Consider the following 14,831-nt stretch of genomic DNA (forward strand, 5'->3'; position numbering starts at 1 on the left):
GCGTCTGCGTCTGCGTCTGCGTCTGCGTCTGCGTCTGCGTCTGCGTCTGCGTCTGCGTCTGCGTCTGCGTCTACGTCTACGTCTACGTCTACGTCTACGTCTACGTCTACGTCTACGTCTACGTCTACGTCTACGTCTACGTCTACGTCTGCGTCTGCGTCAGCGGCGGGCGCGGTTGACGGCGCTGGTGACCGCCTTGATCGAGGCCGTCACGATGTTGGGGTCGGTACCGACACCCCACACCGTCCGACTGTCCACCTCGCACTCCACGTACGCGGCCGCCTGCGCGTCACCGCCGGAGGACAGCGCGTGCTCGTGGTAGTCGAGCACCCGTACGGCCACGCCGACCGCCTGGAGCGCGTTGACGTACGCGTCGATGGGGCCGTTGCCGACCGCGGTGAGCGAGTGCCGCTCGCCGCCGACACCGACCTGGGCCTCGATCTCGACCTTGCCGTCGGCGGTGCCGATCGTGTAGCCGGCCAACCGCACCGCGGGGTCCGGCTGGTGGTCGAGCAGGTAGTGCGTCGCGAAGATCTCCCACATGGCGGTCGGGTCGACCTCGCCGCCGTCGTGGTCGGTGACCTGCTGCACGACCCCGGAGAACTCGATCTGGAGTCGGCGCGGTAGGTCGAGCTGGTGCTCGCTCTTCATGATGTACGCGACGCCGCCCTTGCCGGACTGCGAGTTGACCCGGATGACCGCCTCGTAGGTGCGGCCCAGGTCCTTCGGGTCGATCGGCAGGTACGGCACCGCCCAGGTGTGCTCGTCCATGGGCACGCCGGCCGCCTTCGCGTCGGCGGCCAGAGCGTCGAAGCCCTTCTTGATGGCGTCCTGGTGGGAGCCGGAGAAGGCGGTGTAGACCAGGTCGCCCGCGTACGGGTGGCGCTCGTGCACCGGCAGTTGGTTGCAGTACTCGACGGCCCGGCGGATCTCGTCGATGTTCGAGAAGTCGATCATCGGGTCGATGCCCTGGGAGAAGAGGTTGAGCCCCAGCGTCACCAGGTCGACGTTCCCGGTGCGCTCACCGTTGCCGAACAGGCAGCCCTCGATGCGGTCCGCGCCCGCCAGCAGGCCCAGCTCGGCCGCGGCCACGCCGGTGCCCCGGTCGTTGTGCGGGTGCAGGCTCAGCACCACGCTGTCGCGGCGCGGCAGGTGCCGGTGCATCCACTCGATCGAGTCGGCGTACACGTTCGGCGTGGCCATCTCGACGGTGGCCGGCAGGTTGATGATCAGCGGGCGGTCCGGCGTCGGGTCGATCACGTCGATGACCCGGGAGCAGACCTCCAGCGCGTACGCCAGCTCGGTGCCCGTGTACGACTCCGGGGAGTACTCGTAGAAGATCTCGGTGTCCGGGGTGTGGATCTCCGCGTACTTCTGGCAGAGCCGCGCACCCGTGGTGGCGATGTCGGCGATGCCGTCCCGCTCCAGGCCGAAGACCACCCGCCGCTGAAGCGTGGAGGTCGAGTTGTAGAAGTGCACGATGGCGCGCTTCGCGCCGCGCAGCGACTCGAACGTCCGGTTGATCAGGTGCTCCCGGCACTGGGTGAGCACCTGGATGGTGACGTCGTCCGGGATCATGTCCTGCTCGATGAGCTGCCGGACGAAGTCGAAGTCGGTCTGGCTGGCCGACGGGAAGCCGACCTCGATCTCCTTGTAGCCCATCTGCACCAGCAGCTGGAACATCCGCCGCTTGCGCTCGGGCGACATCGGGTCGATCAGCGCCTGGTTGCCGTCGCGCAGATCCACCGCGCACCAGCGCGGCGCGGCATCGACGGTGCGGGTGGGCCAGGTGCGGTCCGGCAGGTCGATCCGGAACTGCTCCTGGTAGGGCTGGTAGCGGTGGTACGGCATCCGGCTGGGGCGTTGCCGGGCGATCGGATCGGTTTCGGCGTCGGTGACGGGTTGAGCCATCTCGGAGTGCTCCCTGGAACATGTGGCGTCAGCAGATCGGAAGGTGTCGGCGAGATGCCGGGCGACGATGCGCGGCGGTGCCGAGAGGAAACTCAGATGTGCTGGACGGCGCGATGCGACTCCGCGACGAGGTGCCGGCCGGTCAGGCCTCGTCGCGGCGGCTAAGGAGGAGAAGCGCCTGCCACATGACCAGGTCACCCTACGTGATGGGACGGAGGGCGCAAAGGCTGGTCCGGACTATGGGATCGATGTCATCGTCGGCTCCGGGGCCTGGGAACCCAGCCTCGGCGTCCGTTCGGCCCAGGCCACGACGGGCACGATCGCCACTGCGACCAGTACGAAGATCGCTGCCGTCGGTAACCAACCCCAGCCGCCGGTGCTCACCCCGAGCGCGGTCAACCCGGCCGGCGCGATCAGGTACTGCACCTGCTCGCCGAGCCGCAGCGCCCCCACGTACGCGCCGCGTTGGTCGTCCGGCGGCAGGGCGGCGGTGAGCCCCCAGGCGCCCGCCGACTGGATCAGCTCGGCCAGGATCAGCAGCGTCGCGGCGGCCACCAGCACCGCGACGGTGAGCGACCCCCGGGTGAACCCGGAGATCGGCAGGACCAGACAGGACACGGCGATCAGCAGGCCCCCACGACGGGAGGCCCGCGCCGCGCCCGCAGCGGTGTCGGCGCCCCGGCTGACGCGTACCTGGAGGAGCACGATCAGGACCGTGTTGAGCAGCACCAGAGCGGCGATCACCGTCTTCGGGGCGTCGGTGTGGGTGAGGATCCAGAGCGGCAGGACCGTCAGGTAGAGCACCCCGTGCGCGGTGAGCAGCCCGGACAGCAGGGAGACCGTCATGAACGGCCGGTCCCGCAGCACGGCGAGCCGACCCATCGGCTTCGCCGGCCTGGCCACCTGCGGCAGCCGGGGCAGTCGCCGTACGAACAGGGCCGTCACCAGGATCACGGTCGCGATGAACCAGACCATCGCGCGGTACGCCTCGATCGTGTCCACCGCCAGCACCAGGCCGCTGATCACCGCGCCCAGCCCGAAACCGACGTTCAACGACGAACGCTGGTACGCCATCGCCGTGACCCGATCGGCCGGGGGGAGCGCGTTGATCGAGTAGACCTGACGGGCCACGCCTGTCGACGCGTCCACCGCCGCCAACGCCACCACCACGGCGAGGAAGCTCGCGAAGCCGCCCACGAACGGGTACGACGCGAAGAGCGCCGCGTCCAGCACCAGCCCGACCACCCAGACCCGCTGCGGTCCGTACCGGTCGGTGAGCCCGCCCAGCGGCACCGTGCCGAGCAGCGACACCCCCGCCGCGATGGACAGGCCCAGCCCGACCTGCGCGGCGCTGAGCCCCAGTGCCCGGGTGAAGAAGACGGCGCTGCCGGCGTGGAACAGACCGCTGCCGACGGCGTAGACCATGGCCTGCACGGCCAGCGCGCGGGTCAACCCGGCCGGCGGTACGACGTTTGCCACGGCGATACGGATGTTCTCTCTGGCCCCCATGGCCGGGAAGTGAACCGGATTCCCACGACATCGGTCGAGCCTTTTAGGCTGGGCCGAATCCTGCTCCCGGGGAGGGCACGTGTCCGAGTTGCGGTTCAGCCTTGCCGACGTGGCGGGGGTCCGACTCGCCGTGTCGCCGGTCAACGAGACGGTCATGAGCATGTGGGCGCTGGCCAGCCCGGTCCGCTACGCGGTGCACCTGCCCTGGATCGACCGGGCCCGGGTGACGCTGCGTCGTCCCGAGGTCGCCGCCCGGGTCCGGCCGCTGGTGGAGCTGACCTGGCGGGGTTGCCCGTTGCCCGACTTCATCACCCCGGCGGCCCGACCGAACGTGGAGATAGCCGACCAGCTCGACCAGATCGCCAAGACGCCGCCGGCCGTGGTGGTCCAGGACCTGCTGTCGACCACCGCGCGCCGGCCGCTGAGCCCGTTCGGGCAGGCGCTGCTCGCCGACCCCCGTGGGCTGCTGCCGCAGCTCGTCGACGCGTTGCGGGTCTGGTACGACGAGGCGATCGCCCCGGACTGGCAGCGGATGCGGGCGCTGCTCGACGCCGACGTGGCGTACCGGGCCGCCCAGCTCGCCGAGAGCGGCGCCGGTCGGTTCTTCGAACAGCTCCACCCGAGCCTGCGCTGGCTCGGCGACCGGGTGGTCAGCGACGACCCGCTGGCACGGGTGATCGGCTCCGGCCGGGCCGCGCTACTGCACCTGCTCGACACCGCGACCACCACCACCGACCTGGCCCGACGCACCGGGATGTCGGCCGGGAACGTCTCCGCGCACCTGACCGCGCTGCACGCCGCCGGCCTGGTCGACAGGTCTCGGCAGGGTCGGCACGTCCTCTACCGCAACACCGATGCGGCGGCGGTGCTGCTCCGGGCCAGCCGGGGCGGCTGAGAAGTCAGGCGAGCAGCAGGTCGGCGACCGGGCGGCGGTGCCGCAGACCGGTCTCGCTGGCGCGCAGCTCGGCCGGCAGAGCGAACGGGTCACCGAGTCGCCCGACGGCGGCGACCACCAGCGGTCGGACACCGCCCGGGAGGTCGAATTCGGTGGCGAGGCCGGCCCGGTCGAAGCGGGTGAGCTGACGGACGTGCAGGCCGAGGGCGGTGGCCTGGAGGGTCAGGTGGGCGATCGCCTGGCCGAGGTCGTACGCGGCCCGCTCGGCGTCGCCCCCGGTGTGCGCGCCGACCACCAGGGTCGCGGCGTGTCGGGCCCAGCCCTGGTCGTCGTCCGGGAGGTTGATCAGGATGCGCTTGAAGTTCTCGTCGTCCCGGTGGCCGAGGGCGAACCGCCAGGGCTGCCCGTTGTCCGTCGACGGCGCCCACCGCGCGGCCTCCAGCAGCGAGGCCGCCTCCTCGGTGGTCAGCCTGGCGCTCGGGTCGAAAGCCCGGGGGCTCCAGCGGAAGGCGAGGAGTGGGGTCAGGTCAGCCATGCCGAGAATCGTCCCCTATGGGCGATTAGTGGCCCCGGGCCGGGTTGTTGAGATGTGGGCAAGAGCACCCGTAACGGTACGACGATCACGGCGTTCCCGCGCTCGGGCTGAGTGACGGGTCGGGAGTCGGCGGGGCCGCGGTGTCCAGCGGTTCCGCGTCCACCACCGGCCCGGCCAACTGCACGGTGGCGGGTGCCGCGCCCGGCGGGGCGGCCAGCCGCAGCGTCCCGGCCTCGGTCCGGACACCGGTCGGCGTGCCGTCCGGGTCGTAGCAGTAGATGCCGACGTCCAGCGGCGCGTTGAGCGAGGCGGAGGTGGAGTCCACCGAGTAGCAGGCACCGGTGAGGCCCTTGGGCGTGGCGGCCAGGGCCACCGCGAGCGGCGCCCGCCGGTCGGTCAGCACGTCCAGCCAGTCGGTGAGCGGATGCTGGACGCGGGGGTCCAGCCGGCGCGGGATGGCGTCGTCGCGTTCGCCGAGGCGTACGCAGCGCGCCGGCTCCGGGTGGCCCGTCGAGGGCAGGGCGCACTGGAACAGCCCGTCGGAGGTGGCGGCCAGCGAGACGTCGGCGGTGCCGCCGAGTGCCCCACCCGGGACGTCGACCCGCCAACTGCCGTCGTTGGCGCTGGTGAACACGATGGTGCGGTCCGGTTGGCCACTCCGGCCGAACACGTACTGCGCCACCAGATGACGATCCTGCGCGGCAGCGGCCAGCGCGGCCAGCTCGTCGCGGGTGCCGTCCACCTCGACGGGACCGGGATCGGCCAGTGGCGGGGGTGGGGGCTGCGCGCTGTCGCAGGCGACCAGGACTGCCGGCAGGGCGAGCACGAGCGGCCCGAGCACGCGGCCGGCCGAGCGGAGGAGGACGGACATCGGCTCATTCTGGTGGGTGCGGGCGACCTGCGGGCAACGGCGCACAGGCGGCGCCTCCCGGCGTGTCGGGGCGGCTTGTCCGCGTACCCCCGGCCCTCGCGGACCTGGCCACCCGCGTCGGCCGGACGGCCGCGCGGGCCGGATGGTGGGATCACCCGACCCGCCGCCGTGACCCGCCGGATACCCTCAAGGGGTCTGACACGCGCCGCCGGCCCCGGTTCCGGCGGCGTCGGCACGCTCAGGGTCGCTGGGAGGGAGTGCACCGTCGTGGCACTCGTGGTGCAGAAGTACGGCGGGTCCTCCGTCGCCAACGCCGAGCGGATCAAGCGGGTGGCCGAGCGCATCGTCGCCGCCCGCAAGGCCGGCGACGACGTGGTGGTGGTGGTCTCCGCGATGGGTGACACCACCGACGAGCTGCTCGACCTGGCCAACCAGGTCAGCCCGCTGCCGCCGGGCCGCGAGCTGGACATGCTGCTCACCGCCGGGGAGCGGATCTCCATGGCCCTGCTGGCCATGGCCATCCACAACCTGGGGTACGAGGCCCGCTCGTTCACCGGCTCGCAGGCCGGCGTGATCACCACCTCGGTGCACGGCCGGGCCCGGATCATCGACGTCACCCCCGGGCGGCTCAAGGGCGCGCTCGACGAGGGTTCGGTGGTCATCGTGGCCGGCTTCCAGGGCGTCTCGCAGGACACCAAGGACGTCACCACGCTGGGTCGGGGTGGTTCGGACACCACCGCCGTGGCGCTCGCCGCCGCCCTGCACGCCGACGTCTGCGAGATCTACACCGACGTGGACGGCATCTTCACCGCCGACCCGCGGATCGTGCCCAACGCCCGGCACATCAGGGACATCACCTATGAGGAGATGTTGGAGCTGGCGGCCTGCGGCGCGAAGGTGCTGCACCTGCGTAGCGTGGAATACGCCCGCCGAGCGGGGTTGCCGATCCACGTCCGTTCGTCATACTCGACCAACACCGGCACGATGGTCACCGGATCGATGGAGGACCTTTCCGTGGAGCAGGCACTGATCACCGGGGTCGCGCACGACCGCAGCGAGGCTAAGATCACGATCGTCGGCGTGCCCGACGAGCCGGGTGCCGCCGCGCGGATCTTCGACACCGTCGCCGGTGCCGAGATCAACATCGACATGATCGTGCAGAACGTCTCCACCGAGGGCACCGGCCGCACGGACATCTCGTTCACCCTTCCCAAGGCCGACGGCCCGACCGCGATGGCCGCGCTCAGCAAGATCCAGGAGCCGGTCAAGTTCAAGGGCCTGCTCTACGACGACCACGTCGGCAAGGTCTCGCTGATCGGCGCCGGCATGCGCTCGCACCCGGGCGTCGCCGCCGGCTTCTTCGCCGCGCTCGGCGCCGCCGGGGTCAACATCGAGATGATCTCCACCTCCGAGATCCGGGTCTCCGTCGTCTGTCGGGACACCGACCTCGACGCCGCGGTCCGCGCCATCCACGACCAGTTCGAGCTGGGCAGCGACACCGAAGCCGTGGTCTACGCCGGGACGGGTAGGTAGCGCCGATGACGGCGCTGCCCACCCTCGCCGTGGTCGGAGCGACCGGTGCCGTCGGCACCGTGATGTGTGAGCTGCTCACCGGGCGTCGCAACGTCTGGGGCGAGATCCGGTTCCTCGCCTCCGAACGGTCGGTCGGGAAACGGGTGCGCTGCCGGGGCGAGGAGATCGTCGTCCAGGCGCTGACCCCGGAGGCGTTCGACGGGGTCGACGTGGCGATGTTCGACGTGCCCGACGAGGTCTCCGCAGAATGGGCCCCGATCGCGGTCTCCCGAGGGGCGATCGCGGTGGACAACTCCGGGGCCTTCCGGATGGACCGGGACGTCCCGCTGGTCGTTCCGGAGATCAACCCCGAGCAGGTCCGTGACCGGCCCCGGGGCATCATCGCGAACGCCAACTGCACCACCCTCGCGATGATCATCGCGGTCGCACCGCTGCACCGCGAGTACGGCCTGCGCGAACTGGTGCTCGCCTCCTACCAGGCGGTCTCCGGCGCGGGCCAGGCCGGCGTGGACATCCTGCACGACCAGCTCGCCAAGGTCGCCGGAGACCGGGCGCTCGGCTCGCGTGCCGGCGACGTCCGCCAGGCGGTCGGCGACGACCTCGGCCCGTTCCCGGCGCCACTGGCGCTCAACGTGGTGCCATGGGCGGGCTCGTCGGCCGACGGAGGCTGGTCCTCCGAAGAGATGAAGATCCGCAACGAGTCACGGAAGATCCTCGGCCTGCCCGACCTCAAGGTCAGCGCCACCTGCGTCCGGGTGCCGGTGGTCACCGCCCACTCGGTGGCCGTGCACGCGGTCTTCGCTACCGAGGTCGACGCCGAGGGTGCCCGCGAGGCGCTGCGCAACGCGCCCGGCGTGATCCTGGTCGACGACCCCGCGGCCGGTGAGTTCCCGATGCCGATCGACGCTGTCGGCACCGACCCGAGCTGGGTCGGCCGGATCCGCCGCGCCCTGGACGACCCCCGAGCCCTCGACTTCTTCGTCACCGGCGACAACCTCCGCAAGGGCGCCGCCCTCAACACCGCCCAGATCGCCGAACTCCTGGCCAAAGAACTCCGCACCCCGTAACCCCGCCCGCTGTCGCCGCTCCCCCCGGGCGGGTTAGGCCGCCGACAGGTGTACGCCGTCGCGGCCCTGGCGTTTCACCGCGTACAGGGCCTGGTCGGCTCTCTTCAGGGTGCGGTCGGGGGTCTCGCCGGGTCTTGGCAGGGCGACGCCCACGCTGATCGTGCGGCCGGTACGGCGGGCCGCCTCGGCCAACCGTTCGGCGATCCGGACCGCCTCCTCCGGGCGGCTCACCTCGATCACCGCGACGAACTCGTCACCGCCGATCCGGTACAACTCGTCGCCGTGCCGCAGCGCGCCCTCCAGCGCCCGGGCCAGCCCGACCAGCACCTGGTCGCCCGCCTGGTGACCGTACGTGTCGTTGACGGTCTTGAAGCCGTCCACGTCGATCGCCAGCAGAGCCGTCCGCCCCGGGGTGGCCGCCGCGATCCGCTGCCCGAAGGGGCCGGTGTGCCGCAGCCCGGTCAGAGGGTCCGAGCTGGCCTGTTCCCGTAGCCGGGCGAGCGTACGCAGCCGGTCCAGGCTGGTCCACGCCTGCCCGGCGAGCAACTCCATCAGGCTGACCGTGGTCGGGTCCGGGTGCAGCGCGCGTTCGTCGGCGACCAGCAGCACCCCACCGGCGTCGGCCGGCCCGACCGGCACGGCGACCAGCGTGCGTACCCCCGCCTGGGTCAGCGGATGGTAGTCCTCGGTCGGGGGATGCCCGGCCTCGCCCAGCGTGTACCCGGCGCCGTACCGGTGTGCCCGGTCGACCATCCTCTCCAGGGCGGCCGGGCCCGCCCCGGCCAGCTCGGCGCGGATGCGGGTCTCCAGGTCACCCGGCGTCGCCGGGGACGGGCCGAGTTGACCGCCGACCAACAACACCGCGGTGGAGAGGGTGGAAACCTCCCGGGCGGCGTCGGTCGCCGCGCTGATCACGGCCGCCTCGGTCGGGGCGGCGGACAGCGCCGCGGCGTGCCGGAGCAACGCCTCGCTGCGGCTCTCCCACGGAGGGCCACCCAACGTGGCGATCCGAGCGCCGAGGTGGGCCGCCAGCCGCTGCGCGGTCTCCCGCCACGGCGGCAGGTCGACCGGGTCACTCCACTGCAGGTCCAGTACGCCGAGCACCCGGCCGGCCGGGTCGCGTACCGGCACGCACAGTTCGGACGTCACATCGGGGCGTACCGGGAGGTAGTCCGGGTCGACGGTGACGTCCGGGACCACGGCGGCGGTGCCGGAGGCGTACACCCGGCCGACGATCCCGGTGCGGGCCGGTACGGTCGCGAAGACCTGCCACGCGCCGGCCGCCGCCACGCAGCGCAGCCGGTCGTGGGCCTCGAGCAGCACCGAGATGGTGGCCGGGGTGTGGTGGGACAGTGCGCTGACCGTCCACCGACAGGCTTCCGGCGCGCTCGACGCCATCAAGAGGCGGACGGTGACGTCACGGATGATTCGCAGATGATCCACTCGCACGTCGTTCCAGGTAGGGGAGGGGTTCGATCAAGCGTACTCACGTTTGCGGAGTGCCCCCGTCGCTTCGTACACATGTGCTATCCACAGGCTGTGGACAGGGCTGTGGGCAGTGGCGGCGGGCGATACGAGGTGATCGGCTGGGTCGCCGAGCCAACGGCCTTCCTGCTGCACCGGCCACCGGCACCGACCTACCTGGGCATGATCGCCCGCGGGCTGCACGAGTCACACGGCTGGCCGGCCGAGCGGATCATCGACTACCTGACGCGGCGTCCCGGAGTCGCGGGCGGCTGGCCGCCCGACGCGGTCACGACCCTGGTCGCCGAAGCGCTCGTCGGGATCGGGTGATCCGCCCTCTCAGGACGTCCGGCCGGGCGATGTTCCGCGACCGGTCATCGACTGTTCGCCATGTCGGCACAACCTGGGAGCGAGCATATGCGCAGCTCTGACGGGCTTCCCGGCACGTCGGCCCCGATCCGCTGCTCGACTCGACCGACCGGCGTCCGGATGAGAGGCTGTCGAGCGGGCGGCGATCTCGAACCGCCGCCAACCGCGACCGACCTCCCGACAGTGTCGGTCGGCTGCCCGGTCGACCCCCAGTCCGGGCACCGTACGCGTCGATTCTCACAAGGAGTTCCATGTCCAGACCCGGGATGCGTCGGGCCGCTGTCGGCCTGACCGCGCTCGCGGTGGCAGCGCTCGGCGCGGTCGCCACCACCGGAGAGCAGGCCGACGCGCGACCGAAGCCGGTCGACGTCACCCTGCTGGCACTCAACGACTTCCACGGCAACCTCGAACCCCCGCCGAGCGGGAGCAACGGCACCATCGCCGGGCAGACCGCGGGCGGCGTCGAATACCTGGCGACCCACCTGGCCGAGCTGCGCGCCGCCGCCAAGAAGAAGAACACCATCACCGTCGCCGCCGGCGACCTGATCGGCGCGTCGCCGCTGCTCTCTGCGGCGTTCCACGACGAGCCGACCATCGAGGCGCTGAGCATGGCCGGGCTGGACTACGCCAGCGTCGGCAACCACGAGTTCGACGAGGGCGCCGCCGAGCTGCTGCGCATCCAGAACGGCGGCTGCCACCCGGTGGACGGCTGCGCCGACGGCACCCCCTACCGGGGGGCCGGCTTCCAGTACCTGTCCGCGAACGCCTTCAAGACCGCCACCGGCAAGCCGCTCATGGCGCCGTACGCGATCCACAAGGTGCAGGGCGTCAAGGTCGGCTTCATCGGGATGACCCTGGAGGGCACCCCGGAGATCGTCAGCCAGCAGGGCGTCGCGGGTCTCACCTTCGCCGACGAGGCGGAGACCGCCAACCGGTACGCCCGTGAGCTGCGCCGCAAGGGCGTGCAGACGATCGTCGTGCTGCTGCACGAGGGCGGCGCCCAAGCCGCGACCGGCGGCATCAACGACTGCGTCGGCATGACCGGGCCCATCGTGGACATCGCCAACCGCATGGACCCGTCGATCGACGTGGTGGTCAGCGGCCACACCCACCAGGCGTACAACTGCAACATCAACGGCAAGCTGGTCACCAGCGCCAGCTCGTTCGGCCGCCTGGTCACCGACATCGACCTGAAGATCGACCGCCACTCCGGGGACGTGCTCTCGGCCTCCGCGAACAACGTCGTGGTCACCCGCGACGTCGCCAAGGACCCGAAGCAGACCGCCCTGATCGACAGGTACAAGACGGTCCTCGGCCCGGTCGCCGGCCGCCAGGTCGGCGAGACCACCACCGCGATCACGAAGACGCAGGAGAACCTGCTCGACACCTGCTCGGCAGCGGTACCGGCCTCGTGCGGCGAGTCGCCGCTTGGCAACCTGATAGCCGACGCGCAGCTCGCCGCCACCGACGACGAGCAGAACGCGGTCGCCGCCTTCATGAACCCGGGCGGGGTACGCGCCAACCTGGACGCCGGTCCGGTCACCTACGAGGAGGCGTTCACGGTGCAGCCGTTCGCCAACAACCTCGTGACGCTGGATCTGACCGGCGCGCAGCTCTACTGCGTACTGGAGCAGCAGTTCGTGACCGGTCGGGTGCTGTACCCGTCCTCGACCGTGGGCTACGTGGTCGACCTCGACGGTGCCACCGCCCCCACGGCGGACCCGTGTGCCGGCACCCGGGTGGTCCGGGGAAGCCTCACCATCGGCGGCACCACCGTCGACACCGCCGCCACCTACCGGGTGACGGTGAACAACTTCCTCGCCGGGGGCGGCGACGGCTTCAGCGCCCTCACCGGCGGCACCAACCAGGTCACCGGCCAGATCGACCTCGACGCGTTCGTGGCGTACCTGACCGCGCAGTCGCCGGTCTCGGCCCCGACGCTCGACCGCATCCGCACCACCGCCGAGGTCTCCGCCGCCTGACGGACGACGACCCCACCACGATCGGGCCCCGGAGCACCCGCTCCGCGTCGGCGGGAGTGGGGCGCGGCGTCGGCGGGGCGAGGGTGCGGGTCAGGCGGGAGTGGGGCGCGGCGTCGGCGGGGCGAGGGTGCGGGTCAGGCGGGAGGAGGGTGCGGGCCCGGCGGGGCGAGGGCGCGGGTCAGGCGGGAGGAGGGTGCGGGCCCGGCGGGGCGAGGGCGCGGGTCAGGCGGGAGGAGGGTGCGGGTCAAGCGGGGGTGGGTGCCGGCGTTGGCGTCGGCGTGGGCGGGGCGACCGTCGCGCGGCCGTCCTGGTCGACGGTGAGTAGTCGGCGCAGCGAGAGCGCGATGAGCGAGGCGGCCAGGCAGCCGCCGACGACCACCGCCACCCAGACCATGCCGTCCGCCGCGCCGATGAGCGGGCCGGCGGTCACCGGACCGATCACACCGCTGATGCCGAAGATCATCGAACTCATGGCGTTGTACCTGCCGCGCAGCTCGTCGGTGGCCAGGGCGTTGGTCAGCGCGGGCATCACCGGCGACAGCAGCGTCTCGCCGAAACCGAAGATCGCCGAGCAGGCCACCACACACAGGGCGGCCACCAGGGCGCTGCCGGTGCTGACCACGCCAGCGACGCCGAGGACCAGCCAGGCGGTGGCGAACACCGCCCCGACCACGGCGAGCGCGCCGGTGCGGCTGCGCCCCTCGATCCGACGGATGACCAGCAACTGAGCGAGCACGATCATCACCGTGTTGGCCGCGAGCGCCCAGGCGACCACCCGGGGACTCACCTCGGCGACTCGGACGGCGTACGCGGCGAAGCCGACCTCGACCTGGGCGTACCCGCAGGTGGTGAGCACCAGGCCGAAGATCACGAGCCGGCGGAACGGACGGTCCCGCAGCACGGTCAGGTAGCCGCCGTTCGACGGCCCGGTGCCGGCTGAGCGGTGGCCGAGTCGGTGGCCGATCCCCGGCAGGGTCAGCAGGATCAGGGCCGGCATCAGGTAGCTGACCGCATCCAGCAGGTAGATCGTCTGGAAGCTGGCGGGTCGCGCCGTGTCGACGATCGCCCCGGAGGTCATACCGCCGATGCCGATACCGAGGTTGAGCAGCGCGAAGTTCAGCCCGAAGACCCTCTGCCGCTCGCCGTCGTCGGTGAGCGACGCGAGGATCGTGTTCTGCCCGGACCAGATCGCCGAACTACCGATGGCGATCACCGTCATCACGAGCAGGGCCGAACCGGTCGAGTGGACGAGCGCCAACGAACCGGTCCCGATCGCCTCGATCACCAGGCACGGCACCACCACCCAGCGTGCGCCGAACCGGTCGATCAGCGTCCCACCCAGCGGCGACAGCGCCAGGGTGACGACGCCATACCAGCCGATCACCAGACCGGCGCGGGTGTCGGTGAGTCCCCGCACGTCGGTCAGGTAGATGAACAGGAACGGCAGGGTCAGCCCTCGCCCGATCGCCGACAGCAGGGTGCCGGCGAGCATCCGGCGTGCTTCTGGACGGCGAGGTAGGGCGCGGCGCAGCATGTCCGGCATTCTGTGCGGTGGGTGTGACGTCGCGCGAACCGTTTTGGAGAAAGCCGGGGCGCCCGGTGACCAACGCCACGACGAGCGTCGGTGTCGGCCCGGTCTGCGATGCTGGCCCGATGACCGGCACCTGGCGACACCTGCCCGCTTCCGCCCGCGCCATCGCGGTGACCGCCACGGCAGCCGTCGCCGCCGCCCAGGCCCGCGACGGTCAGGCGTACGAGAAGGCGGTCGCCGACCTGGCGGTCGACCAGAGGTCCGGTCTGGTGCTCGGAACGGTGGTCCGACTCCTGCTGGAGGAGAGCCACCCGGACGGGTTGGCCGGCGACGACATCCGCCAGGTGCTGGCACGCTGCGTGCAGGACTCGACGCGCTGGCATCCGGATGTCGATCCGCACGTGGTACTCGTACTGTTGGCCGGCGCTCTGGGGGTGTACGACCCCGAGACGGACGACTCGCCTCCGAACGCGTCCGCCCTGGCCCGGCACGCCCCGCTGCTCGTCGCCGATCTGCTGGCGGTGACCGGTGCGCCGTTGGACGACTACCTGGCCGCCGCGTTCACCGAGATCGAGCGCACCGAGCGGCACGACTGAAGGCACGCGTGCGCTCGCAGCCCGCTGGGGGCGATGGGCCGCGGTCACCACGACCGCGATGACCAGCCCCAACGCGTCCACGGCCAAACCCCGCTTTCGCCCCGACACCTTCTTCGCCGCGTCTTTGCCGCTCGTCACGGCCGGGACGTGGTTCGCCGCCCTGATCGACTGGGTGTCCAACACGACCGCGCTCGGACCCTCCCGACGACCGACCTTCTCCCGTGCCTGACAGCGCAGCAGATCATGGATCACCTGGTCAGTGCCGTCGTCACGCCACGGGGCGAAGTAGTAGTAGGTAGCCGACTTCGGCGGCAGGTCGTGCGGCAGGTACGCCCACTGACAACGGGTCCGGTTCTGGTAGAAGATCGCGTTCACGATCTCCCGCAAGTCGTAGTCACCCTGACGACCGACCCCGACACACGCCTAGCCTTCCATGTGTCCGGGGCTGGCCTAGCCTCGCATCGAGGCGGAGTCGGATCCTTGATCGACTTTGCTCGATGCGTTTGGGTGTGGTCAGCAGTTCATGACCTCTGCGGCGAGTTCCTCAAGAGCGCCTCTGTTCTTCTCC

General features: G+C 71.4%; 12 protein-coding genes and 1 pseudogene. 6 read left to right on the top strand and 7 right to left on the bottom strand.

The genetic code is table 11. From position 1 onward, the window contains the following. Window positions 1-159: 159 nt before the first annotated feature. Both leuA and ACLQ24_RS18220 read right to left on the bottom strand, forming a co-directional pair. Window positions 160-1,911, bottom strand: coding sequence for a 2-isopropylmalate synthase (gene leuA / locus ACLQ24_RS18215; RefSeq protein ID WP_425892920.1), 1,752 nt, complete (start codon window positions 1,909-1,911; stop codon window positions 160-162). Between the two features lie 237 nt (window positions 1,912-2,148). Beyond that, window positions 2,149-3,420: an MFS transporter gene (locus ACLQ24_RS18220; protein WP_425892921.1), complete on the bottom strand. Its 1,272-nt coding sequence runs from the start codon at window positions 3,418-3,420 to the stop codon at window positions 2,149-2,151. A 79-nt stretch (window positions 3,421-3,499) separates the two neighbouring features. On the opposite strand from ACLQ24_RS18220, the gene ACLQ24_RS18225 reads away from it, so the two are divergent. Beyond that, window positions 3,500-4,315 (top strand): MarR family transcriptional regulator, encoded by an 816-nt coding sequence (locus tag ACLQ24_RS18225; RefSeq protein WP_425892922.1) that lies wholly within the window; start codon window positions 3,500-3,502, stop codon window positions 4,313-4,315. A 4-nt stretch (window positions 4,316-4,319) separates the two neighbouring features. Here the strand turns inward: ACLQ24_RS18225 and ACLQ24_RS18230 are convergent, their stop codons facing one another. Both ACLQ24_RS18230 and ACLQ24_RS18235 read right to left on the bottom strand, forming a co-directional pair. Next, complete coding sequence (locus ACLQ24_RS18230; protein WP_425892923.1) at window positions 4,320-4,850, bottom strand: nitroreductase family protein; 531 nt, start codon at window positions 4,848-4,850, stop codon at window positions 4,320-4,322. An 85-nt stretch (window positions 4,851-4,935) separates the two neighbouring features. Next, on the bottom strand, window positions 4,936-5,721 hold the full coding sequence (locus ACLQ24_RS18235; protein WP_425892924.1) for a hypothetical protein: 786 nt from the start codon (window positions 5,719-5,721) through the stop codon (window positions 4,936-4,938). A gap of 267 nt (window positions 5,722-5,988) precedes the next feature. Here ACLQ24_RS18235 and ACLQ24_RS18240 point away from each other — a divergent pair, with 267 nt between their 5' ends. Beyond that, on the top strand, window positions 5,989-7,254 hold the full coding sequence (locus tag ACLQ24_RS18240; protein WP_425892925.1) for an aspartate kinase: 1,266 nt from the start codon (window positions 5,989-5,991) through the stop codon (window positions 7,252-7,254). A 5-nt stretch (window positions 7,255-7,259) separates the two neighbouring features. Further along, window positions 7,260-8,321 (top strand): aspartate-semialdehyde dehydrogenase, encoded by a 1,062-nt coding sequence (locus ACLQ24_RS18245; RefSeq protein WP_425892926.1) that lies wholly within the window; start codon window positions 7,260-7,262, stop codon window positions 8,319-8,321. Between the two features lie 33 nt (window positions 8,322-8,354). Here the strand turns inward: ACLQ24_RS18245 and ACLQ24_RS18250 are convergent, their stop codons facing one another. Continuing rightward, window positions 8,355-9,764 carry a diguanylate cyclase gene (locus tag ACLQ24_RS18250; protein ID WP_425892927.1) on the bottom strand — a complete coding sequence of 470 codons (1,410 nt, stop codon included), beginning with the start codon at window positions 9,762-9,764 and terminating at the stop codon, window positions 8,355-8,357. A gap of 96 nt (window positions 9,765-9,860) precedes the next feature. Here ACLQ24_RS18250 and ACLQ24_RS18255 point away from each other — a divergent pair, with 96 nt between their 5' ends. Both ACLQ24_RS18255 and ACLQ24_RS18260 read left to right on the top strand, forming a co-directional pair. After that, window positions 9,861-10,115: a hypothetical protein gene (locus ACLQ24_RS18255; protein WP_425892928.1), complete on the top strand. Its 255-nt coding sequence runs from the start codon at window positions 9,861-9,863 to the stop codon at window positions 10,113-10,115. 290 nt (window positions 10,116-10,405) lie between these two features. Continuing rightward, window positions 10,406-12,136 carry a bifunctional metallophosphatase/5'-nucleotidase gene (locus ACLQ24_RS18260; RefSeq protein ID WP_425892929.1) on the top strand — a complete coding sequence of 577 codons (1,731 nt, stop codon included), beginning with the start codon at window positions 10,406-10,408 and terminating at the stop codon, window positions 12,134-12,136. 244 nt (window positions 12,137-12,380) lie between these two features. On the opposite strand, the gene ACLQ24_RS18265 is transcribed toward ACLQ24_RS18260, so the two are convergent. Beyond that, the gene (locus tag ACLQ24_RS18265; RefSeq protein ID WP_425892930.1) at window positions 12,381-13,670 is read right to left on the bottom strand and encodes an MFS transporter; all 1,290 of its coding nucleotides are present in this window, start codon (window positions 13,668-13,670) and stop codon (window positions 12,381-12,383) included. A gap of 119 nt (window positions 13,671-13,789) precedes the next feature. On the opposite strand from ACLQ24_RS18265, the gene ACLQ24_RS18270 reads away from it, so the two are divergent. Beyond that, window positions 13,790-14,263 carry a hypothetical protein gene (locus tag ACLQ24_RS18270; protein WP_425892932.1) on the top strand — a complete coding sequence of 158 codons (474 nt, stop codon included), beginning with the start codon at window positions 13,790-13,792 and terminating at the stop codon, window positions 14,261-14,263. A 36-nt stretch (window positions 14,264-14,299) separates the two neighbouring features. Here ACLQ24_RS18270 and ACLQ24_RS18275 read toward each other — a convergent pair. Continuing rightward, window positions 14,300-14,748, bottom strand: a pseudogene (locus tag ACLQ24_RS18275) (transposase); the annotation flags it as partial. Between the last annotated feature and the right edge of the window lie 83 nt (window positions 14,749-14,831).

Origin of the sequence: Micromonospora sp. DT4, from assembly GCF_049841675.1 — a bacterium.
In the GTDB taxonomy this organism is placed as follows: domain Bacteria; phylum Actinomycetota; class Actinomycetes; order Mycobacteriales; family Micromonosporaceae; genus Micromonospora.